Genomic DNA, 21,322 nt, shown 5'->3' with positions numbered 1-21,322 from the left:
CGCGTGTCAAAGCCGCGTAACCTCGGCCGACAGGGTGTACCCGCCGCCCCAAACGGTCTTGATGACGGAGGGGCTTTTGGGGTCCTCCTCCAGCTTTTTGCGCAGGCGGCTGACCTGATTGTCGATGGCGCGATCGAATGCTGCCGCTTCCCGGCCCTGGGTCAGATCGAGCAACTGGTCGCGGGTCAGCACCTGACGCGGCCGCATGACCAGCGCGTGAAGCAGGTTATATTCACCCGTCGACAGCGGCACCGACACGCCGTCGCGGTCGACCAGCGTCCGCTCACCCGTTTTCAGCACCCATCCGGCAAAGGCGAAACTGCCGCTTTCCGGCGCGTGCTGGCGCGATCCGTTCGCCGCGCGGCGCAGCACGACCTTCACCCGTGTCGCCAGCTCGCGGGGGGAAAAGGGCTTTACGACATAATCGTCCGCGCCCATTTCCAGGCCGACGATCCGGTCCGTCTCCTCGCTCTTTGCGGTCAGCAGGATGACGGGCGTATCGCTTGTCGCGCGAATGTGACGACACAGGCTCAGGCCATCCTCGCCCGGCATCATGATGTCGACGATGGCTAGATCGATGTCATAGGCGTTGAGCCGCGCGCGCGCGGCCTCCGCATCGGCGACCTGCGTCACCCGAAACCCCTGTTTCGTCAGAAACTGGGCCAGCGGTTCGCGGATCGATCGTTCGTCATCGACCAGAAGAAGGTGTGGCAGGCTCATATTCGGATCCGATTGTGACGCGGGAATGGGCCAAACGCCAGAGCGGAAGCAAGGCTCCGCCCTGGCGCGTCGGGCATCGGGCGGCGATCAGCCGGCCGGGGGCGGGGGCGGCGCATCCGCCGGCAGGGGCAGTCGGCCATCGCGCCACTTGCCGCGCAATTCGGCGAAGCGGGCCTTGGCCGCGCTGCGTTCGGCGGCGTCGATCTGGCCATCCTTGTTGGTGTCCAGCTGCGCGAACCGGGTCTGAGCCTGCACGCGCATTTCCGCCTGGCTGACCGTGCCGTTTCCGTCGGTATCGACACGGGCCATCATGCGGCCGCCCATCTGGCCGCCCATCTGGCCGAACGTCTTGCGGGCGGCGGCCCGTTCGGCATCGGAAACCGTGCCGTCCTTGTTCGCATCCAGCCGCGCCTGCATCTTCTCGCGCAGAGCGGCGCGTTCCGCATCGGTCACCGTCCCGTCGCGGTCGGCATCGGCCCAGCCGCCACTTCCGGCGCGCCGTTCGTCCTGCGAAACCTGACCATCCTTGTTGGTGTCCAGCCGGGCGATCATGGCCGCGCGTGCAGCCTCCCGCTCTGCGGTCGACACCTGGCCGTCGCCATTGGTGTCCATGCGCTCCATCATCATGGCGCGCCGTTCGCCGCGGTCGCCGCCATGGCGCTTGCCATGGCCGCGCTTGGGCATCTCCTCGGGCGAAAGCTGCCCGTCCTTGTTGACGTCCAGCTTGGCAAAGCGGGCGTCGGATTCAGCGACCATTTCCGACTGGCTGATCTTGCCGTCCTTGTTGCTGTCCAGCTTGACCAGCATCCGGTCGGGGCCATCCACCCCAAGCTGCTGGGCGGCCAGCGCACCGCCGGCCGGAATGGTTGTGGCGCTCAGCGCCGCCGCGATTATCGTGTTGCGAACCATCATCCGTTTCCTTGATCCCTTGCCGGGAACATCCCGACATTGACGATGCTTTTCGTCGGGATTTGTCGCCCGGATTTGTCGGACGACCGGATTATTGTCGCAATCTGTCGCGGCGGCGGTGCGTTATCGGATCATTTCGCGGCGTTCTGACCGAACAGGACGCGCTTCTATTCTTCGGTCATCGGCGTGTCGGCCGGACGGATTTTCTCGCCCAGCGCATAGGCCGCGATCGTTGCCGGCCGTGCCGCAATCGCATCGAACCAGCGCTTCAGGTTGGGGAAATCCTCCAGCCGCTGGCCTTGCGCTTCATACGGCACGATCCAGGGATAGGCGGCCATGTCCGCGATGGAATATTCCCCGGCAATGAACGCCCGGTCGGCCAGCCGCCGGTCGAGCACGCCGTACAGCCGCGCGGTTTCCTTGACATACCGGTCTACGGCATAGGGGATCCGTTCGGGGGCATATCGGCTGAAATGATGGTTTTGCCCCGCCATCGGCCCCAAGCCGCCCATCTGCCAGAACAGCCACTGCGTAACCTCGATCCGGTTGCGGGCATCCGTGCCGCCGTACTGGCCGGTCTTATCGGCCAGATACTGAAGGATCGCGCCGCTTTCGAAAATGCTGACCGGTGCGCCGCCATCGGCCGGGACATGGTCGACGATCGCGGGCATCCGGTTGTTGGGCGCGATGGCCAGAAATTCCGGCTTGAACTGATCGCCCGCGCCGATGTTGACCGGATGGACGGTGTAGGGAAGGCCGGTTTCCTCAAGGAACAGGGTAATCTTGTGGCCATTGGGCGTCGGCCAGTAATGCAGGTCGATCATGTCTTGCTCCGCCTGATGCAGTGGGCCAACAGGTAGGCGCTGGCCAGCGCGGGGCAAGGCGGCCGGACCGCCAAGAAATTGTTTCGCCCCCCGCGGCTACCGCTTAGCCCGTTCCGCGTCAGCCAGCGGACTTGCATCCACGGGTGCGATGGACACCGCGCAGGAAACCGCGTCTTGCATGACCGGCGTCGATCGCCGCCTGCAGCCGCCGGTCCGCCCCCGCCGCGCCGCTGATTTCGCGCACAAGGCCGCGGAACGGGATCAGCGAATTGACGACGGCGCGGCCGCCGGCTTCCGCCACCTTGCCCTCGCGGCTGCGCTCTTCGGGGGTGGCGTCGAAATCGGGACCAAGCACGGCGCTGAGTTCGCCCAGCGCCTGCGTGATCTGCGTACAGGTGCGGATGCCGGTCAGGCTGTAGGGCGCTGCCTGCGCCTTCACCAGCACCTCGGGCGTTTTCGTCTCGACCGCACCCACGTCCCGCGCGGGCTGGCTGACGATATCGCCGGCGACCTTGCCGGTCTTGTCTTCCTTCTTGCCCTTCTCCTGCTGGGCGTCCTGACCGGGCTGCGGCCGGGCGGCGGCGGGCAGGGTGGGCAGCAGGGCAAGGATCATCAGCGGGGCTAGGGCGTGGCGCATGGTGCAATCTCCGTTTCGTATCACCAACGATCCTTCCCGCGCGCTGGTTCCAGCCGTCAATGACGATCGATCACATCGCCGTCGAACAGGCCCGCCATCAGGGTCGAGGCATAAAAGGCGACCGCCCGTTCACGCGGCATTGCGCTGGCCCATTTGCGCATGTCGAACGCGGCATTCAGCAGCGCCATCAGCGCCTGCGAAGCGACCAGCGGATCGACCGGCCGGATCGTTCCTTCGCTGATCCCGTCGCTGATCGTGCCGGCAAAGCGGCGGGCGATCATGTTCGACCGGTCGACCATCGCCTGGCGCGCAGCGGGCGGCAGGCCGGACAGCGCGGTGGTGCGCAGCAAGGGTCCCCGTTCCGAAAACTGGATGTCGAGCAGCGTTGCGACGACATCGGTCATCCGCTGCCAATGCGTACCGCCCCGGGCATCCGCCGCCCGCTGCGCCGCGCTGATCAGGTCGAAGCTGCGGCGGTAACACGCGGTGACCAGTTCGTCCTTGGCATCCAGGTGATGATAGAAACTGCCCTTGGTGACGTTCAGCTCCGACGCGATCCGGCTGACCGACGCCCCCCGATAGCCCAGTTCGTTGATGAGCCGGGTGGCCGCCAGCAGAAACGCCTCGCGCTGCGGCTCGCTTTCCACCGGCTCCAGCGTCAGCAGCTGAGGGGCCCAATGCTGCCCCGGCGCGGCCAGTCCGCCCGCGAACAGGTCGCCAAGGCGGGCCAGCACCCGGTCATACTGATCGATGGCGTACCGTTCGATCCACGCATTCAACCAGAATGTGTTTTCCAGCAGCACGTGCGCCCGCGCGCCATACAGGTCGGTCTGCGCCCGGCCGGCGGCATCGCCCCAGAACCGTCGGGCCGTGCGGAACACGTCGCGCCATCCGGCCAGCAGGCCCGACCGCATCGGTTCCTCCATCGCGCGCAGATCGGACAGGATGGCGAAATTATGCACCTCGCCGCGGCGGATCGCCGCCATGCGCGCCATGTTGATCGCCAGATACCGCTGAACCCGTTCGGCCGGATCACCCTCTGCCATCGCCTCCATCAGCATCGCCCGCAACCGGCCCAGCGTATGCTCGAACGCAGCGGCGGCCAGGTCTTCTTTGCGGCGGAAATAATAGGTGACGCTGGTGGTGTTCAGGCCGACCCGCCGCGCCACATCGGCAAAGGTCATGCCCTTTGCGCTTTGTTCGTTGATCGCGTCGGCAGCGGCGGCAAGGATCGCGTCCCGCTTTTCCTGATACCGTCTGGTCCCCTGCGCCTCGCCCTCGCGCACATCCACCCGATCGCCCATGGCTTGAGCTTAGCAGCTTGTTTTCGTGCTACCAGTATTTTCTGTGAGTGATGGCCCCGAACGGAAAACCGGGCGATGCTATCGTTCCATTCCCCCGATGTGCGGCTTTACCGAACAATGGGTATGTTCTACCCCTGTAGTGCTGGCGGTGGAAACCGCGACGGAGAGGATGGCCGATGGACTTTACCCTGACCGATCGACAGGCGGCCTATCGCGACCGGGTGCGCGACTTTATCACCCGCGAAATCGCGCCGCGCGACGCCGAATATCACGCGCATGTCGCCGGTGTCGACCGGTGGCAGCCCGTGCCGCTGATCGAGGCGCTGAAGGAAAAGGCGCGGGCGGCTGGCCTCTGGAACTTCTTCATGCCGCCCCATTCGGGTCAGACCCATGTCGACGACAGCTTCGTGTTCGAGGGGGATCAGCTGACCAATCTGGAATATGCCCTGTGTGCCGAGGAGATGGGGCGGATTGGCTGGGCCAGCGAATGTTTCAACTGTTCCGCGCCCGATACCGGGAATATGGAGGTGCTGCACCGCTATGGCACCCGCGAGCAGAAAGAGGCCTGGCTTCGCCCGTTGATGAACGGCGATATCCGCAGCGCCTTTCTGATGACCGAGCCGGCCGTTGCATCGTCCGATGCGACCAATATCGAAACATCCATCGTCCGGGACGGCGATGACTATGTCATCAACGGCCGGAAATGGTGGTCGTCCGGCACCGGCGATCCGCGCTGCAGGATCGCCATCGTGATGGGCAAGACCGATCCGGACGCGCGCCGTCATCAGCAACAGTCGATGATCCTGGTGCCCTTGGACGCACCGGGCGTGCGGATCGAACGGATGCTGTCCGTCTATGGCTATGACCACGCGCCCCATGGCCATGGCGAGGTGGTGCTGGACAATGTCCGCGTTCCCGCCGCCAACCTGTTGCTGGGCGAGGGGCGCGGCTTTGAAATCGCACAGGGACGGCTCGGCCCGGGCCGCATCCACCATTGCATGCGCACCATCGGTGTGGCGGAGGTCGCGATCGAGGCGATGGCCCGCCGGCTGATGGCGCGCACGGCGTTCGGCAAGGCAATTGCGGAACATTCGATCTGGGAACAGCGCATCGCCCGTGCGCGGATCGATATCGAGATGACGCGCCTGTTGTGCCTGAAGGCGGCGGACATGATGGACCGCGCGGGCAACAAGGCGGCCCAGCTGGAAATCGCGATGATCAAGGTGCAGGCCCCGACGATGGCACTCAGCGTGCTGGACGATGCGATTCAGGCGCATGGCGGCGCCGGCGTTTCGGATGATTTCGGCCTGGCCAGCGCATGGGCCAGCATCCGCACCCTGCGCTTTGCCGATGGACCGGATGAGGTTCACAACCGCGCCATCGCACGCGCCGAATTCGGGCGATACGGCGCGTGAAGGCTGCGGTCCTGCGTGCGGCGGGCCAGCCGCTGTCCATTGAGGATGTCGTGATCGACGCTCCCGGCCCGCGCGAGGTGCTGATCCGCACGGCCGCGTGCGGCGTGTGCCGGTCGGACCTGCATTTCGTCGACGGCAGCTTTCCGCACCCCGTGCCGACCGTGCCCGGCCATGAGGCATCGGGCGTGGTCGAGGCGGTGGGTGAGGGGGTGACGACGGTTCGCCCCGGCGATCATGTCATCACCTTCTTCACCGCCTTTTGCGGGTCGTGCGAATTCTGCGTCACCGGCCGCCCGTCCCTGTGCATCGATCCGTCGACGCGCCGGCCGGCCGGTGCCGAACCTCGCTTGTCGCTGGCCGATGGCACGCCGCTGAACCCGTTCCTCAACCTGTCGGCCTTTGCCGAACAGATGCTGGTCCATGAAAATGCCTGTGTGGCGATTGACCGCGCGATGCCGCTGGAACGGGCCGCGCTGCTCGGCTGTGCAGTCATCACCGGCGCTGGCGCGATCTTCAACGACAGCAAGGTGCAGCCGGGGGAAAGCGTTGCCGTGATCGGGGCGGGGGGCATCGGCCTTGCCGCCATCAATGCGGCGCGGATCGCGGGCGCGGGCATGATCATCGCCATCGACCCGCTGGCCGACAAACGGGCCACCGCCATGGCGATGGGCGCGACCCATGCGATCGATCCGGGCGAGGCCGGAGCCGCCAAATCCATTCAGGTCCTGACCAATGGCGGCGTCCATCACGCGATCGAGGCGGTGGGACGGGCGGACACGGCAGAGCTTGCCTGGACGATCCTGCGCCGGGGCGGTACGGCGACGATCCTGGGCATGATTGCGCCGGGCCAGTCGGTCAGCCTGCCCGGCCCGACCTTTCTGACCGGCAAGAAGATTCAGGGATCGCTGCTGGGGTCCACGCGCTTTCCCGTCGACCTGCCCCGGCTGATCCGGATGTATCTGGACGGGCTGCTCGACCTCGACAGGATGGTGGCGGAAACGATTGCGCTGGAGGATGTGAACGATGCGCTGGAAAAGCTGCGCCGTGGCGGCGCGGTGCGATCGGTGATCCGGTTCGGATGAGCGACCTTGACGACGCCGCGCTGGATCGCTGGATGACGGCGCATCTGCCGGGCCATCACGGCCCGGTTCGCTGCACCAAATTCTCCGGCGGGCAAAGCAATCCGACCTATCGCGTCGACGGTCCCGCCGGTTCGTGCGTCCTTCGCCGCAAGCCGTTCGGGCCGATCCTGCCATCGGCCCATGCCATTGAGCGCGAATATCGCCTGATCGGCGCGCTGCACCCAAGCGGCTTTCCGGTCGCCCGGCCGATTGCCCTGTGCGAGGATGCCGGGGTGATCGGTGCGCCCTTCTATCTGATGGAGGAGGTGAGGGGCCGGACGCTGTGGGACGGAACGCTTCCCGATCTGTCGCCCGATGAACGGCGGGTGCATTATCATGCGCTGATCGACACGCTGGCCGCGCTGCACGCAATTGATCCGGATGCTGTCGGCCTGTCCGATTACGGTCGGACGGGCAATTATTTCGAACGGCAGGTGGACCGATGGTCCCGGCAATATCGGGCCAGTCAGACGGATGACCTGCCGGAGATCGAGCGGCTGATCGACTGGCTGCCGCGCTCCGTTCCGCCGCAGACGCGGGTCAGCATCGTGCATGGCGATTACCGGATCGACAATCTGATCTTTGCCGATGACGGGCCGCGCGTGCTGGCCGTGCTCGACTGGGAATTGTCGACGCTGGGCGATCCGCTGGCGGATTTCAGCTACCTCCTGATGAACTGGGTGACGGAGCCGGAGGGGCGTTCGGGGGTCAAGGGGCAGACCGGGCCGGCAACGGGCATTCCCACGCTGGAGGAGGCGGTGGACCGATATTGCGCCGCCACGGGCCGGGACGGGGTGCCCGATCTGGACTGGTATTTCAGCTATAATCTGTTCCGGCTGGCCGGGATTGTTCAGGGGATCAAGCGGCGGATGATCGACGGCAATGCGTCCAGCACTGCGGCGGCCGATGCGGTTGCGCGCCTGCCCGCGCTGGCGGCGGCGGCGTGGCATTTTGCCGAGCGGGCCGGGGCAGGGGACTGACCCAGTGCCCGGCGACCGTCATTCGGCCGCCGATTGGCGCACCCGGCGGATGCGGGGTTCCCGGTCCAGCCCGGCGGCATGCTGAATGCCCTTGCGCATCTCGTCCCGCTTTTCGTGGATGCTGGCAATCACCGGTCCCATGGCGACGCCCAGGTCGACCAGCACCGCCTCGGCCAGCTGAAGCGAGCTTTCCAGCGTTTCGGGCACCGCGTCGGTGGCCCCGGCCTTGTACAGCTCGGCGGCATGGTCCTGATCCCGCGCGCGGGCGATGATGGGCAGGTCGGGCAGCCAGCCGCGCACCCGCTTGGTCAGCCGCACGGTCAGCACCGGTTCGTCCATCGTCAGGATCAGCGCATCGGCACGGCCAAGGTTCAGCCGGTCGACCAGTTCGGCCCGCGACACATCGCCAAAGATCATCGGATATCCCGCCCGCCGGGCATCGGTCACCGATTCGATATTGGCGTCGACCGCGACAAACGTCTTGCCATGCGCGCGCAGCAGATCGGCGACTGTGCGACCGACCCGGCCAAAGCCGATGATGACGGTGCCCGGCCCCTCGCGCCCCACCTCCGCCTCTGGCGGCAGCTCGCCGGTGCGCTGTTCGATCTCGCGCGCGATTACCTGACCCGCCTTGGCCAGCAGCGGCGTGATGGTCAGCCCGATGGCGGTCACCGCCGTCCAGAACGCCGCTGTTTGTGGATCGATCAGCAGCGCGGCGGTTGCGACGCCAAGCACGATCAGCGTCGTTTCTGACGGGCTGGCCATCATCACCGCGGTTTCGATGGCGGTGCTGTTGCGCGCGCCCGACAGGCGGAGCAGCGCGGCCGTGACAATCGTCTTGGCCAGCATGACGCCGACGATGGCGCCGGTCACCATCGCCCCGTTTTCGGCCAGGTATCGCCAGTCGAGCCGCATCCCGACCGTGATCAGGAACACGCCGAGCGCAAGGCCGCGGAACGGCGCGGTCATCACTTCGACTTCGCTGTGATATTCGGTTTCCGCGATCAGCAGACCGGCCAGCAGCGCGCCGACGATGGGGCTCAGCCCTGCAGCAGAGGTGACCAGGCTGGCCACGATCACCACCAGCAGGCTGGCGGCCAGGAACAGTTCCGGGTTCTTTGCGCGCGCCGCCTGTCCGAACAGGCGCGGCAGGATGAAGCGCCCGGCAATGTAAAGGCAGACGACGCTGATCGATCCGGTCAGGGCAATGTCGGCCAGCCCGACCCAGCCCTCGTCACTGGCCGCCGGGCCAAGCGCGCCCAGCAGGAAGATGATCGGCACCAGTGCCACATCCTCGAACAACAGCATGGCGAATGCCGCCTTGCCCGCCGCCCGCTCGGTTCCCGCGATCGGCAGGACCAGCGCGGTGGATGACAGGGAAAGGGCGAGGCCAAGACCGATCGCCGCCGCCCAGCTCTGCCCGAAAAACTGCAGCGCAACCGCGATGAACAGTGCCGATCCGAACAGCTCCGCCGCGCCCACCCCGAACACCAGCCGCCGCATCGCCCATAGCCGCTTGAACGACAGCTCCAGGCCGATGGAAAACAGCAGCAGGATGATGCCGAACTCGGCAAACGGCTCGATCGATTCCGGGTCGGAAATGGTGATGTAATACAGCCACGGCGCCTGGGGCACGAGTGCGCCCAGCCCGGCCGGACCGACCAGCAGGCCGACCAGGATGAACCCGATCACCGGGCTGATCCGAAACCGGGCAAAGGCGGGGATGACAAGGCCCGCCGCGCCCAGGATGACAAGGGCGTCGGAAAATCCGTTACTGGCCAGGCTCAGATGCATGGCGCAACCTTAATCACGCGCTGTACGATCAGGAAAGCATTCCCGTCCCGATACGCAGCTTTTTTGCGCGGCGGCGGATGCGGCACAACAAAAAGGGCCGCCCGGATGGGTTTCCGGGCAGCCCCTATTTGTCGTTCGGCGGGCCGGATCAGCCGGTGATCTTGCCCATTTCCGCTTCCAGATTGGTGCGGATCGCCTCAAAGAACTGTTCCGTGGTCATCCACGGCTGATCCGGGCCGATCAGGATGGCCAGATCCTTGGTCATCTTGCCGCTCTCGACGGTCTGGATGCAGACCCGCTCCAGCGTCTCGGCAAACTGCGTCACTTCCGGCGTGCCGTCGAACCGGCCGCGGAACTTCAGGCCGCCGGTCCAGGCAAAGATCGACGCGATCGGATTGGTGCTGGTCGCCTTGCCCTGCTGGTGCTGGCGATAATGGCGGGTGACGGTGCCGTGAGCCGCTTCGGCCTCAACCGTCTTGCCGTCCGGCGACATCAGGACGCTGGTCATCAGGCCCAGCGAGCCAAAGCCCTGAGCGACCTGATCCGACTGGACGTCGCCGTCATAATTCTTGCACGCCCAGACAAACTCGCCATGCCACTTCAGCGCGCTGGCCACCATGTCGTCGATCAGGCGGTGCTGATATTCGATGCCCGCTTCCTTGAACCGGTCCTTGAACTCCGCCTGATACACGTCCTCGAAAATGTCCTTGAACCGGCCGTCATAGGCCTTGAGGATCGTGTTCTTGGTCGACAGGTAGACCGGCCAGCCAAGGTTGAGGCCGTAATTCAGGCTGGCGCGGGCGAAATCGCGGATCGATTCGTCCAGGTTGTACATCGCCATGGCGACGCCAGCGCCCGGGAAGTCGAACACTTCGCGGTCGATGCTCTCGCCATTCGCGCCTTCCCAGACCAGGCGCAGCTTGCCCGGGCCGGGGACCAGGAAATCGGTCGCACGATACTGGTCGCCGAATGCGTGACGGCCGACGACGATCGGCTTGGTCCATCCGGGGATCAGGCGCGGGACGTTCTGGATCACGATCGGTTCGCGGAACACCACGCCGCCCAGGATGTTGCGGATGGTGCCGTTGGGCGACCGCCACATCTTCTTTAGGCCGAATTCCTCGACCCGCTGTTCGTCCGGGGTGATCGTGGCGCACTTCACGCCGACGCCGTACTTCTTGATCGCATTGGCGCTGTCGATCGTGATCTGATCGTCGGTTTCGTCACGCTTTTCGACGGCCAGGTCGAAATAAACTAGGTCGATATCGAGATAGGGCTGGATCAGCCGCTCGCGGATCCATTGCCAGATGATCCGCGTCATCTCGTCGCCGTCAATCTCCACGACCGGCGTCTTGACCTTGATTTTCGCCATGCGTTCGCATTCCCGATTTAGAGGTTTTGGGGTTTCGATGCCTCCTAGGCACAAGCGGGCGGACGATCAACCGTCCGGAACAAGGACCCTTGCGGGGCATTGTGTTGCAGGGTTGGCACAGTTAGACCTGATGGGATGCAAGAGATTGAACCCGGTTCCGGCCTGCCACAGACGGTGAAGTGGCGTTGGCCGTCCATCCATCCCGAAGGATGGAAGTATATCGCCATCAGCGGCGTGACCGCTTTCGTGTTTCTGGTCGCCATATGGGACGAACTGGGCTTTGCGCTGGTTGGCCTGACGATCTGGGTCGCCGCCTTTTTCCGCGATCCGGTGCGCGTGACGCCGCAGGGCGCCGACCTGATCGTGTCGCCCGCCGACGGGCTGGTCACCATGATCCAGCGCGTGCCGGTGCCCCCCGAACTGGGCGGGCCGGGCGGATTGCCCGATGCGACGCGGGTTCGCGTGTCCGTGTTCATGAGCGTGTTTGACGTCCATGTGAACCGCACCCCCGTGACCGGCACGATCACCGAACAGGTCTACATCTCCGGCAAGTTCCTGAACGCCGATCTCGACAAGGCGTCGGACGAGAATGAACGCCAGCATCTGGTGATCGAGCGCCGCGACGGCGTGCGGGTGGCGATGACTCAGATTGCCGGCCTGGTCGCGCGCCGCATCCTCAGCTTCGTGAAGCCGGGCGACATGGTCGTTGCCGGCCAGCGGGTCGGCCTGATCCGGTTCGGCAGCCGGGTCGATGTGTGGTTGCCCGAGGGGGTGGAGCCGCAGGTGGCGCTGGGTCAGCGCGCGATTGCCGGTGAAACTGTGCTTGGCCGGATCGGCGTGGCGGCACCCACCGGCGTTTCGCAATAATGCGCGCCCCGCGCCGGCGCGCGATCCGGGCACCCCGGCCCCGTGGCGGGATCCCGCTCAGGACCATTGCGCCGAACGCGGTGACCGCGCTGGCACTCTGTTTCGGGCTGACCGGCGTGCGCTATGCCATCGGTGCGGAGTTCGAGCGTGCGGTGACGATGATCCTGATCGCGGGCGTGCTGGACGGCATCGACGGCCGCGTCGCGCGGATGATGCGCGGTGAAAGCCGGTTCGGGGCGGAACTGGATTCGCTGTCCGACGCCATTTCGTTCGGCGTCGCCCCCGCATTGATCGTCTACCTCTGGTCGCTGGTCACGCTACCCCGGATCGGGTGGCTGTGCGCCCTGATCTATGCAGTGTTCTGCGCGCTGCGGCTGGCGCGGTTCAATGCGGCGATCGATCTGGATGTTCAGCCGCACAAGTCCGCCGGCTTTCTGACCGGCGTTCCCGCGCCGGCCGGTGCCGGCCTAGCCATGCTGCCCATCTTTATCTGGCTGTGGAGCGGGGAGGAACTGCTCCGCTCCCCCTGGATCGTGGCGCCGTGGATGGCGTTTGTCGCGTTCCTGATGGCCTCCAGCCTCGCGACCTATTCCTGGGGATCGCTTAAGCTGCGGCCCAATATCCGGTTCGAGGCGATCCTGATCGTCGTGCTGTTCGGCGCTGCACTGCTTTCCGCGCCGTGGCAGACGCTGACCGCGATCTGCGTGCTGTACGTGGCCACGATCCCGTTCAGCATCGCATCCTATCGCCGGGTCAGGCGGCTGCGCGCTGCCGCGCCGCAGCCGGCCGAACCTGCACAGGGGTAACGCGCATCTGAACGGCGGCGGCGTCGAACGGGCGTGCGCCGTTGCGGATGAGGTCCAGCCAGAGCGCACCGCGCTGCTCAAGCGCGAACAGGATGCCGAACAACGCCGTCAGCATTCCGGCAGCAATCACCAGCGAAACGAGCAATGCAATCATCGTCCATCTCCAACCCCGGCGGGACCATACCCGAACCGAATGGATCGATTCGCCGAACCCATCCCCTGTGGATAAGTTCCATGATCCCGGTGTGAACGCTTTATGTTCTATTCATGTTCTCACTGTCAAGCATTGCTTTGCGGCCCGCCATGGATTATGCGACGCCGCATCTCTCATGGGTGGTACATAACCCGGTGTCGGGCGTCGTCCGATATTCACCGCCCAGAGGACTAACCGGAAGGAGACTATCCCATGGCGGCACCCGTCGTCACTCTGCAGCAATTGCTCGAATCAGGCGCGCACTTCGGCCACCAGACGCACCGCTGGAACCCGAAGATGAAGCCCTATATCTTTGGCGACCGCAACGGCGTCCACATCATCGACCTGTCGCAGACCGTGCCGCTGTTCGCGCGCGCGCTCGAATTCGTCAGCTCCACCGTCGCTTCGGGCGGCAAGGTCCTGTTCGTCGGCACCAAGCGCCAGGCGCAGGAGCCGATTGCCGACGCCGCGCGTCGTTCGGGCCAGCATTTCGTCAACCATCGCTGGCTGGGCGGCATGCTCACCAACTGGAAGACGATTTCCAACTCGATCAAGCGCCTGAAGACGCTGGAAGAAACCCTGTCGGGCGACACGCACGGCCTGACCAAGAAGGAAGTGCTGAACCTGACGCGTGAGCGCGACAAGCTGGAACTCAGCCTGGGCGGCATCCGCGACATGGGCGGCATTCCCGACATCATGTTCGTGATCGACGCGAACAAGGAAGAACTGGCGATCAAGGAAGCCAACACGCTGGGCATCCCGGTCGTTGCGATCCTCGATTCGAACGTGTCGCCGGACGGCATCGCGTTCCCGGTTCCCGCGAATGACGACGCCAGCCGCGCTATCCGCCTGTATTGCGAAGCCGTGGCGATTGCCGCGACCCGCGGCGGGCAGGAGCGTCAGGCCAAGTCCGGGTTCGACCTGGGCGCGATGGACGAGCCGCCGGCCGAGGAAGCACTGAGCGAGCCGGAAGCGCCCGCCGCTGCGTCTGAGCCGGAAACGGCAGCCGAGGGCGAGCGTCAGATCGACGCCTGAACCCGGTTTCGGGATATCGGCGCCCGGCATCGGGCGTCACCAATTTGTCATCCGGGCGGGGCAGGGCATTGATGCACTGCTCCGCCCGTACCCATAGCTGAAACGAGGAATTGAACATGGCCGAGATCACTGCAGCCGCGGTCAAGGAACTGCGCGAGCGCTCTGGCGCCGGCATGATGGATTGCAAGAAGGCGCTGGCCGAAAACGGCGGCGATACCGAAGCCGCCATGGACTGGCTGCGGACCAAGGGTCTTGCCGCCGCTGCCAAGAAGTCCAGCCGTACTGCGGCCGAGGGCCTGGTCGGCGTCGCCGTTGCCGGGACCAAGGGCGTTGCGGTCGAGGTGAACAGCCAGACCGATTTCGTCGCCAAGAACGAGATTTTCCAGTCGTTCGTGCGCGACGTCACTGCGCTGGCGATGGACGTCAACGATATCGACGCTCTGAAGGGCGCAACGATGCCGCAGGGCGGTTCGGTCGAGGACGTGCTGACCGCGAACATCGCCACTATCGGTGAAAATCAGGTGCTGCGCCGGATGAAGCGGATCGAAGTCGCGCAGGGCGCGGTGATCCCGTACGTCCACAATGCGGCAGCGCCGGGCATGGGCAAGATCGGCGTGCTGGTTGCGCTGGAATCGGATGCCGGTGTCGATGTGCTTGAGCCGCTGGGCAAGCAGCTGGCGCAGCACGTTGCCGCTGCCTTCCCGCTGGCGCTGGACGAAACCGGCCTGGATCAGGACATCCTGGAGCGCGAGCGCGCCATCGCCACCGAGAAGGCCGCCGAAAGCGGCAAGCCCGCCGACATCATCGCCAAGATGGTCGAGGGTTCGGTGAAGAAGTTCGCCAAGGAAAACGCGCTGCTGAGCCAGCCCATCGTCCATGACGGCAAGACCCCGGTCGCCGACGTGGTCGCCAAGGCTGCGAAGGATGCGGGCGCGTCGATCAAGCTGGTCGATTATGTCCGCTTTCAGCTCGGCGAAGGCATCGAAAAGGAAGAGAGCGACTTCGCCGCCGAAGTCGCCGCCGCCGCCGGCATCAGCAAGGGCTGATTCGGCAGCCATCGCGTTCTCGCGATGACCGCAAAAAAAGGGGGGCCGGGCAGCAATTGCCCGGCCCCTTTTTCATTGCCTGTCCGGCACGGCGATGTGGCGCGATGGCGATGGCGAATCCATCCGCCCGGCGGTGATCCCGCTGGCCCTGGCATCGACGCCTGATGGACACAGCGAACCGCCCGAAACGGCGATTTGCGGTTCAGGTCCGATGGCGACCGACGATGTTGGAAAAGGTGGCTCCCTGAGTAGGATTCGAACCTACGGCCGCTCGATTAACAGTCGAGTGCTCTACCGCTGAGCTATCAGGGAACACGGCGGAGCGGGCTCTATAGCGCCCTGAACGCGGGTTGCAACCCCCTCAGGAAATGAACTGTTCCATCGTTATGCGTTCGTCCAGCGCGTGTTCCGGATCGAACAGCAAGGTCAGCTCCCGCGTGCGATCCACGACCACCTCGACCCGCGCGACATCGCGCACTTCGCGCTGATCGGCGACCGCGCTGACCGGCCGTTTGGCCGCTTCCAGGACGTCGATGACGATGCGCGTCTTGTCCGGCAGAATCGCCCCGCGCCAGCGGCGAGGACGGAACGGGCTGATCGGCGTCAGGGCCAGCAGCGCGGACCCCAGCGGCAGGATGGGGCCGTTGGCGGACAGGTTATAGGCGGTCGATCCCGCCGGGGTCGCCACCAGGACGCCGTCGCATACCAGTTCCGGCATCACGCGGCGGCCATTGACCGCAATCGCCAGCTTTGCCGTCTGCCGCGTTTCGCGCAGCATCGACACCTCGTTGATCGCGGGCAGCACGACCTGCTCGCCCGACAGCGTGGTGGCGGTCATCGTCAGCGGCGTGACCTTGAACGGCTTGGCCCGCGCCAGCCGCGAATCGAGCCCGTCCAGCCGCCAGTCGTTCATCAGAAAGCCGACGGTGCCGCGATTCATCCCGAACACCGGCACGATGCGGTGCCGTTCCAGCATGGCGTGCAGCGTCTGCAGCATGAACCCGTCGCCGCCCAGCGCCACGATCATGTCGGCCCGGTCGACCGACACCCAGTCATAGGCATCGCGCAGATCGCCCAGCGCCGTCTTTGCGACATGGCTGGACGATGCGACGAGCGCACGGGCGGTCGGGGTGACGATCCTGCTCATCCGCCGGTCACGCTCATATGACGGCTGACGGCGGGCGCAGCGCCGCTGGCGATGACGAAATCATGGGCAGCGGGCTTGATCGCGATGGCCGCATCGATCGCGGCATCCACCGCCGCCAGCCCGCCGGAGCGAATCGCAGTCTTCAAATCCACCCGATCATCCTGTCCCAGGCAAAGATACAGCATCCCTTCCGTCGTCAGCCGGACCCGGTTGCACCCGGAACAGAAATTCTGCGTCAGCGGCGAGATGAGGCCCAGCCGGGTACGCCCGTCGCCAACCCGCCAGTACCGGGCGGGGCCGCCGCTGCGATGCGCATCGGGGGCAAGGTCGAACTGCCGATGCAGCGAGTCCAGAACTGCGGTCAGCGGCAGGAAGCGGGCGGCCCGGTCCTGATCCACCTGGCCCATCGGCATGGTTTCGATGAGCGTCAGGTCCATGTCCTGCTGCGCGCACCAGCCGAGCATCGATGCAATCTCGTCGTCGTTGATGCCGTTCAGCGCGACCATGTTGATCTTGACCCGCAGGCCCGCCGCACGCGCCGCATCGATACCGCGCAGGACATGGGCCACGTCGCCGCGCCGGGTGATGATGCGGAACCGTTCGGGATCGCGGCTGTCCAGGCTGACATTGATCCGCCGGACGCCAGCATCGGCCAGCTGCGCCGCATGACGATCCAGCTGCGTCCCGTTGGTCGTCAGGGTCAGCTCATCCAGCCCGCCGCCGATATGCCGCCCCAGCCGCCAGATCAGGTCGCCGACATCGCGGCGCACCAGCGGCTCGCCGCCGGTCAGCCGGATCCTGGTCACGCCGCGCGCAATGAACCGCTCGGCGATCATGGCCATTTCATCGAGCGACAGCACCTGATCGCGGGGCAGGAACTGCATGTCCTCTGCCATGCAATATCCGCAGCGCAGGTCGCACCGATCGGTCACGGACAACCGCAAATAGCTGATGACGCGGCCATGCCGGTCGATCAGGGGGCGCGGTGTTTCCATAATCGCAAGAGCTAGGCCCTATGGAGGATGCGCACAAGGCCGGTTATGGCGGTATCGGCAGCATCGGGGCGGGACGGACGCGGTTTGAAGGGACACGGCAATTCGCAGGCGGAAACGGCGGCAATGCCGCTGTTCGTGCTGTCCTTTCGCCAGCGGGACGAACTGGCCGCCCAGCTGGCGGGACGGGCATGGCGGGTCGTTGCCGCACGGCGAGGCGAGGGCGTTGCCCGGCGGTATCAGGCGAGCGGCGCGGCGGTGGCGATCATCGATGCACGCGGCGCGATCGACGATGGGGTGGCCGCCACGATCGAACTTGGCCCGCTGATCCATCGGCTGGGCCATGCCCTGCTCGTGCTGATTTCCCGACCGGACGACGAACGGCTGCCACGCCTGATCGCGGCGGGCGCGACGCATTTCATCGTCAGCCCGATTACATCGGTCATGCTGGCGCAGTCGCTGGTCCTGGCGCGGGCGCATGTCGACCGGATGGGCGGCGGCTGGCGGATTGCCGGTACGGGGACGGGCACGGCGCTTGGGTGGCGCCACGATCCGGCGATGCGCAGTTTCCAGATGACGCCCGCGCTTGCCCGGATGCTGTCGCTTGCCGAGGATGCGGGGCCGGGGGCCATCCTGTCGCGCATGACGGTTCAGGATCGCGCGCTCGGCAAATCGGCGATTCGCCGCATTGCCGACGGGCCGGGCATCACCGCCTTTGCCCACGATCTTGCCGGGATCGGACGGGTGGTCAGCCATGTGCAGCACGATGCCGATACCGGGCGCTGGCATTGCCTGATCGAACCGCTGGAAACCGCGCCCGAACCGCGCGTCGAATTGCGCGATGCCCTGACCGCTGCGCGGGATGAGGAGGCTGCACGCCACTGGATCGGCCGGATGCTGGGCGATGGCAAGCCGGTGGTCGCAATCCGGCTGATCGTGGGACAGGTGGAGGCGATCGACCGCGCATATGGCCCGGCGGCGCGGGACCGCATCATCGCAACCTTTGCCCGGCGGATCGGCAACGCCGCCCGCGATCTGCTGGGCCGTCAGATTGTCGTGGCGCGTGAGGGGCGTTCGGGGTTCCTGGTCGCCGCCACCGGGATCGATCCGGCCCGCGCCGGCTTTGCCACCGAACGTCTGGCGGATCTGTTGAAGGAACCGGTGCTGGTCGGCGAACGGCCGCTGCTGCTGTCCGTCCTGTCGGGTCACGCATGGAGCGGGGCGGGCGACGGCGTCGATGCCCTGTTGCGGCGGATCGTCGTCACGGCGGACGCTGCCGGGCGGGCGGATGCCACCGATGGCGGGACGGACGATGCGCTGGCACGCGATGTGACCGCCGCCATCGACAGCGGCGCGATCGAGATTCTGTTCCAGCCACAGGTCGCGATGGCGTCGGGCGAGATCGTCGGGGTCGAGGCGTTGGCCCGGTGGCGGCACCCGCAGCGCGGCGAAATCGGGGCAGAGGCGCTGTTCGCCGCCGCCGAACGGGCTGGGATGAACCTGACCCTGTCCGATCATGTGCAGCGCCATTCGCTGTCGCTGGCTGCGCGGTGGCCGGCCGCGCTTGCCCATCTTCGCCTGTCGATCAACCTGACCGCCGCCGATATCGCCAGCCCCAGCGCCGCCGACGTGCTGCTCGACCGCATCGACCGCAGCGGATTTCCGCGCGACCGCCTGACGATCGAGATTACCGAGGGCGAGTTGATCGAGGAACTGGATCAGGCCGCGCTGGTGCTCGGCGCGCTGCGGGCCGGGGGGTGCCGGGTGGCGATCGACGATTTCGGCACCGGCTATTCCAGCCTGGCCTATCTGAAGGCGCTGCCGGTCGATTATCTGAAGCTCGACCGGCGGCTCAGCGTCGATATCGAAGGATCCACGCGCGGCCGCGTGGTCGTTCGCGGCGTCATCGACATTGCCCGGTCGCTTGGCCTCACCCTGATCGCAGAGGGCGTCGAAACCCGCGCCCAGCGCGACCTGCTGGCGGGCGAGGGGTGCCAGCTTTATCAGGGGTATCTGTGCGCCCCGCCGCTGGACGGCCCGGCACTCGCCCGGCTGATGCAGGGTTAGGTCAGGTCCGCGGGGACATTCGCGCGCAGTTCGTCCAGCCACACCGTCGCCACGCTGTCCGATGGCGCGCGCCAGTCCCCGCGCGGCGACAGCGCGCCGCCGCCCGATACCTTTGGCCCGTTGGGGATGGCCGATCGCTTGAACTGGCTCGTCTGGAAAAACCGGATCAGGAATTTTTCCAGCCAGTGTCGGATGGTCGCTAGGTCATAGCCCGTGCGGTCGACCGCCGGATACCCCGCGGGCCAAGCACCCGCCGCGGCATCGCGCCAGGCGTGCCACGCCAGGAACGCGACCTTTGACGGCCGCATCCCGTACCGGACGATGTGGTGGAGAAAGAAATCGTTCAGCGCATAGGGGCCGATGATCGATTCGGTGCTCTGCATCGCGCCGTCGCTGCCCGGCGGGACCAGCTCTGGCGAGATTTCGGTGTCCAGGATCGCCTGCAGCACCTGATTGGCGGCATCGTCGAACTGCCCATCGCGGATGCACCAGCGGATCAGATATTGGATCAGCGTCTTGGGAACGCCGGCATTGACCGCATAATGGCTCATCTGATCGCCGACGCCATAGGTGCACCAGCCCAGCGCCAGTTCGCTCAGGTCGCCGGTGCCGACGACGATGCCCTGCCGCTGATTGGCGATGCGGAACAGATAATCGGTGCGCAGGCCCGCCTGAACATTCTCGAACGTGATGTCGTGCACCGGCTCGCCGCTGGCAAAGCCGTGCCCGATATCGGTCAGCAATTGCCGGGCGGCGGGGCGGATGTCGATTTCCTCCGCCGAAATCCCCATCGCCCGCATCAGCGCCCAGGCATTGCCCTTGGTCCCGTCGCTGGTGGCGAAACCGGGCATGGTAAAGCCCAGAATATCGGTGCGCGGGCGGTTCAGCCGATCGAACGCCTTGGCCGCGACGATCAGGGCGTGGGTGGAATCAAGGCCGCCGGAAATGCCGATCACCAGCCGCTTTGCACCCGAAGCCACGATCCGCTGGCGCAGCCCCTCGACCTGAATGTTGAACGCCTCGAAACTGTCGGCGTCCAGCATCGCCGGATCGTCGGGAACGAACGGAAACCGGGGAACGGCGCGCATCAGGCCGCGGTCGCCGCCATCGGGCTGATGCACGAACCCGATGCGGGTGAACCGCTGTTCGGGATGCCCGGTGGCGTCGGCGGCATCGTTGAACGTGCCGTTGCGCATCCGTTCCAGCCGGATGCGCTCCACATCGACATCGGTCAGCACCAGTTCGCTGGCGACATCGAACCGTTCGGATTGCACCAGCAGCTCGCCCAGCTCGTGCACCATCCCCTGACCGTCCCAGGCAAGGTCGGTGGTGCTCTCGCCCGGTCCGCTGGCGGAATAGACATAGGCGGCGATGGCGCGGGCCGACTGGCTGGCGCACAGCATGGCCCGTTCGCGTGCCTTGCCGATGACGATGTTGGATGCCGACAGATTGGCCAGCACCGTCGCCCCGGCCAGCGCGCCATGCGTGGATGGCGGGATGGGGGCCCAGAAATCCTCGCACACCTCCATGTGCAGGACGAAATCGGGCACGTCTTCGGCGGCAAAGATCAGGTCGGTGCCGAACGGCACGGTCTGCCCCGCCACGGTGATCGTGCCGCCCGGCACGCCGCGACCGGGGGCAAACCACCGCTTTTCGTAATATTCGCGGTAATTGGGCAGGAAGGTTTTCGGGACCACGCCCAGGATGCGCCCGCGCGATATCGCGATCGCGCAATTATACAGGCGATTGTTCCGGCGCAGCGCCGCGCCCACGGCCAGCACGGGGCTCAGCTCGGCACTGGCCGCCACGATCCGGGCCAGCGCCGCCTCGGTCGCATCGCACAGCGCATCCTGCAGATGCAGGTCGTCGATGGCATATCCGGTGATGCACAGTTCGGGATAGACCAGCAGGTCCGCGCCCTCCGCCGCGCCGCGCCGGGCCAGGTCGATGATCGATTCCGCTGCGGCCGCCGGATCGGCCACCGTGCCGCGCGGCGTGCATGCACCGACGCGGATCAGGCCATGGCGATGGATGCTGGTAAAGGACGGGGCGCTCATGCCCGCGCTTTTACGCACAAAAGGACGAATACGCCA

General features: G+C 66.0%; 19 protein-coding genes and 1 tRNA gene. 8 read left to right on the top strand and 12 right to left on the bottom strand.

Features of this window, described 5'->3' with window-relative positions; translation table 11 throughout:
• Window positions 1-6: 6 nt before the first annotated feature.
• The 5 genes from NYR55_RS02080 to NYR55_RS02060 form a co-directional block, all read right to left on the bottom strand.
• Window positions 7-720 carry a response regulator gene (locus NYR55_RS02080; protein ID WP_260019591.1) on the bottom strand — a complete coding sequence of 238 codons (714 nt, stop codon included), beginning with the start codon at window positions 718-720 and terminating at the stop codon, window positions 7-9.
• Between the two features lie 87 nt (window positions 721-807).
• Window positions 808-1,629, bottom strand: coding sequence for a hypothetical protein (locus NYR55_RS02075; protein ID WP_260019590.1), 822 nt, complete (start codon window positions 1,627-1,629; stop codon window positions 808-810).
• Window positions 1,630-1,796: 167 nt separating this feature from the next.
• Entirely contained in the window at window positions 1,797-2,453 is a 657-nt protein-coding gene (locus NYR55_RS02070; protein ID WP_260019589.1) for a glutathione binding-like protein, read from the bottom strand.
• A gap of 118 nt (window positions 2,454-2,571) precedes the next feature.
• Window positions 2,572-3,090 carry a hypothetical protein gene (locus NYR55_RS02065; RefSeq protein WP_260019588.1) on the bottom strand — a complete coding sequence of 173 codons (519 nt, stop codon included), beginning with the start codon at window positions 3,088-3,090 and terminating at the stop codon, window positions 2,572-2,574.
• A 56-nt stretch (window positions 3,091-3,146) separates the two neighbouring features.
• Window positions 3,147-4,394 carry a TetR/AcrR family transcriptional regulator gene (locus NYR55_RS02060; protein ID WP_260019587.1) on the bottom strand — a complete coding sequence of 416 codons (1,248 nt, stop codon included), beginning with the start codon at window positions 4,392-4,394 and terminating at the stop codon, window positions 3,147-3,149.
• 176 nt (window positions 4,395-4,570) lie between these two features.
• Between NYR55_RS02060 and NYR55_RS02055 the strand changes: the two genes are divergently transcribed.
• From NYR55_RS02055 to NYR55_RS02045, 3 genes are read left to right on the top strand one after another with little or no spacing between them, the layout of a single operon-like run.
• Window positions 4,571-5,809 (top strand): acyl-CoA dehydrogenase family protein, encoded by a 1,239-nt coding sequence (locus NYR55_RS02055; RefSeq protein ID WP_260019586.1) that lies wholly within the window; start codon window positions 4,571-4,573, stop codon window positions 5,807-5,809.
• The gene (locus tag NYR55_RS02050; RefSeq protein WP_260019585.1) at window positions 5,806-6,891 is read left to right on the top strand and encodes a Zn-dependent alcohol dehydrogenase; all 1,086 of its coding nucleotides are present in this window, start codon (window positions 5,806-5,808) and stop codon (window positions 6,889-6,891) included. The genes NYR55_RS02055 and NYR55_RS02050 overlap by 4 nt, the downstream gene beginning before the upstream one ends.
• The gene (locus NYR55_RS02045; protein ID WP_260019584.1) at window positions 6,888-7,910 is read left to right on the top strand and encodes a phosphotransferase family protein; all 1,023 of its coding nucleotides are present in this window, start codon (window positions 6,888-6,890) and stop codon (window positions 7,908-7,910) included. The genes NYR55_RS02050 and NYR55_RS02045 overlap by 4 nt, the downstream gene beginning before the upstream one ends.
• Window positions 7,911-7,928: 18 nt before the next feature.
• Here NYR55_RS02045 and NYR55_RS02040 read toward each other — a convergent pair whose 3' ends face one another.
• Window positions 7,929-9,704, bottom strand: a complete 1,776-nt coding sequence (locus NYR55_RS02040) for a cation:proton antiporter (protein ID WP_260019583.1) — start codon at window positions 9,702-9,704, stop codon at window positions 7,929-7,931.
• 148 nt (window positions 9,705-9,852) lie between these two features.
• Window positions 9,853-11,076, bottom strand: a complete 1,224-nt coding sequence (locus NYR55_RS02035; RefSeq protein WP_260019582.1) for an NADP-dependent isocitrate dehydrogenase — start codon at window positions 11,074-11,076, stop codon at window positions 9,853-9,855.
• 135 nt (window positions 11,077-11,211) lie between these two features.
• Between NYR55_RS02035 and NYR55_RS02030 the strand changes: the two genes are divergently transcribed.
• Window positions 11,212-11,943, top strand: a complete 732-nt coding sequence (locus tag NYR55_RS02030) for a phosphatidylserine decarboxylase (RefSeq protein ID WP_260019581.1) — start codon at window positions 11,212-11,214, stop codon at window positions 11,941-11,943.
• Complete coding sequence (gene pssA, locus NYR55_RS02025) at window positions 11,943-12,749, top strand: CDP-diacylglycerol--serine O-phosphatidyltransferase (RefSeq protein ID WP_260019580.1); 807 nt, start codon at window positions 11,943-11,945, stop codon at window positions 12,747-12,749. The genes NYR55_RS02030 and pssA overlap by 1 nt, the downstream gene beginning before the upstream one ends.
• Here pssA and NYR55_RS02020 read toward each other — a convergent pair.
• Window positions 12,697-12,903: a hypothetical protein gene (locus NYR55_RS02020; RefSeq protein WP_260019579.1), complete on the bottom strand. Its 207-nt coding sequence runs from the start codon at window positions 12,901-12,903 to the stop codon at window positions 12,697-12,699. The genes pssA and NYR55_RS02020 overlap by 53 nt on opposite strands.
• 252 nt (window positions 12,904-13,155) lie before the next feature.
• Here NYR55_RS02020 and rpsB point away from each other — a divergent pair, with 252 nt between their 5' ends.
• Window positions 13,156-13,977, top strand: coding sequence for a 30S ribosomal protein S2 (gene rpsB, locus NYR55_RS02015; RefSeq protein WP_260019578.1), 822 nt, complete (start codon window positions 13,156-13,158; stop codon window positions 13,975-13,977).
• A 116-nt stretch (window positions 13,978-14,093) separates the two neighbouring features.
• Window positions 14,094-15,023: a translation elongation factor Ts gene (gene tsf, locus NYR55_RS02010; RefSeq protein ID WP_260019577.1), complete on the top strand. Its 930-nt coding sequence runs from the start codon at window positions 14,094-14,096 to the stop codon at window positions 15,021-15,023.
• 237 nt (window positions 15,024-15,260) lie between these two features.
• Here the strand turns inward: tsf and NYR55_RS02005 are convergent.
• The 3 genes from NYR55_RS02005 to moaA form a co-directional block, all read right to left on the bottom strand.
• Window positions 15,261-15,335: transfer RNA gene (locus NYR55_RS02005), tRNA-Asn, on the bottom strand.
• 49 nt (window positions 15,336-15,384) lie between these two features.
• The gene (locus tag NYR55_RS02000) at window positions 15,385-16,170 is read right to left on the bottom strand and encodes an NAD kinase (RefSeq protein ID WP_260019576.1); all 786 of its coding nucleotides are present in this window, start codon (window positions 16,168-16,170) and stop codon (window positions 15,385-15,387) included.
• Window positions 16,167-17,165 carry a GTP 3',8-cyclase MoaA gene (moaA, locus tag NYR55_RS01995; protein ID WP_260019575.1) on the bottom strand — a complete coding sequence of 333 codons (999 nt, stop codon included), beginning with the start codon at window positions 17,163-17,165 and terminating at the stop codon, window positions 16,167-16,169. The genes NYR55_RS02000 and moaA overlap by 4 nt, the downstream gene beginning before the upstream one ends.
• A gap of 45 nt (window positions 17,166-17,210) precedes the next feature.
• Between moaA and NYR55_RS01990 the strand changes: the two genes are divergently transcribed.
• Window positions 17,211-19,229, top strand: a complete 2,019-nt coding sequence (locus tag NYR55_RS01990) for a GGDEF domain-containing phosphodiesterase (RefSeq protein ID WP_260019574.1) — start codon at window positions 17,211-17,213, stop codon at window positions 19,227-19,229.
• On the opposite strand, the gene NYR55_RS01985 is transcribed toward NYR55_RS01990, so the two are convergent.
• The gene (locus tag NYR55_RS01985) at window positions 19,226-21,286 is read right to left on the bottom strand and encodes an NAD(+) synthase (protein ID WP_260019573.1); all 2,061 of its coding nucleotides are present in this window, start codon (window positions 21,284-21,286) and stop codon (window positions 19,226-19,228) included. The two genes, NYR55_RS01990 and NYR55_RS01985, sit on opposite strands and share 4 nt — an antisense overlap.
• Window positions 21,287-21,322 lie beyond the last annotated feature (36 nt).

It is taken from the genome of Sphingomonas sp. BGYR3 (assembly GCF_025153455.1).
In the GTDB taxonomy this organism is placed as follows: domain Bacteria; phylum Pseudomonadota; class Alphaproteobacteria; order Sphingomonadales; family Sphingomonadaceae; genus Sphingomonas.
The sequence above is the reverse complement of the archived record's forward strand: the minus strand, read 5'-3'. Positions and strand labels throughout refer to the sequence as shown.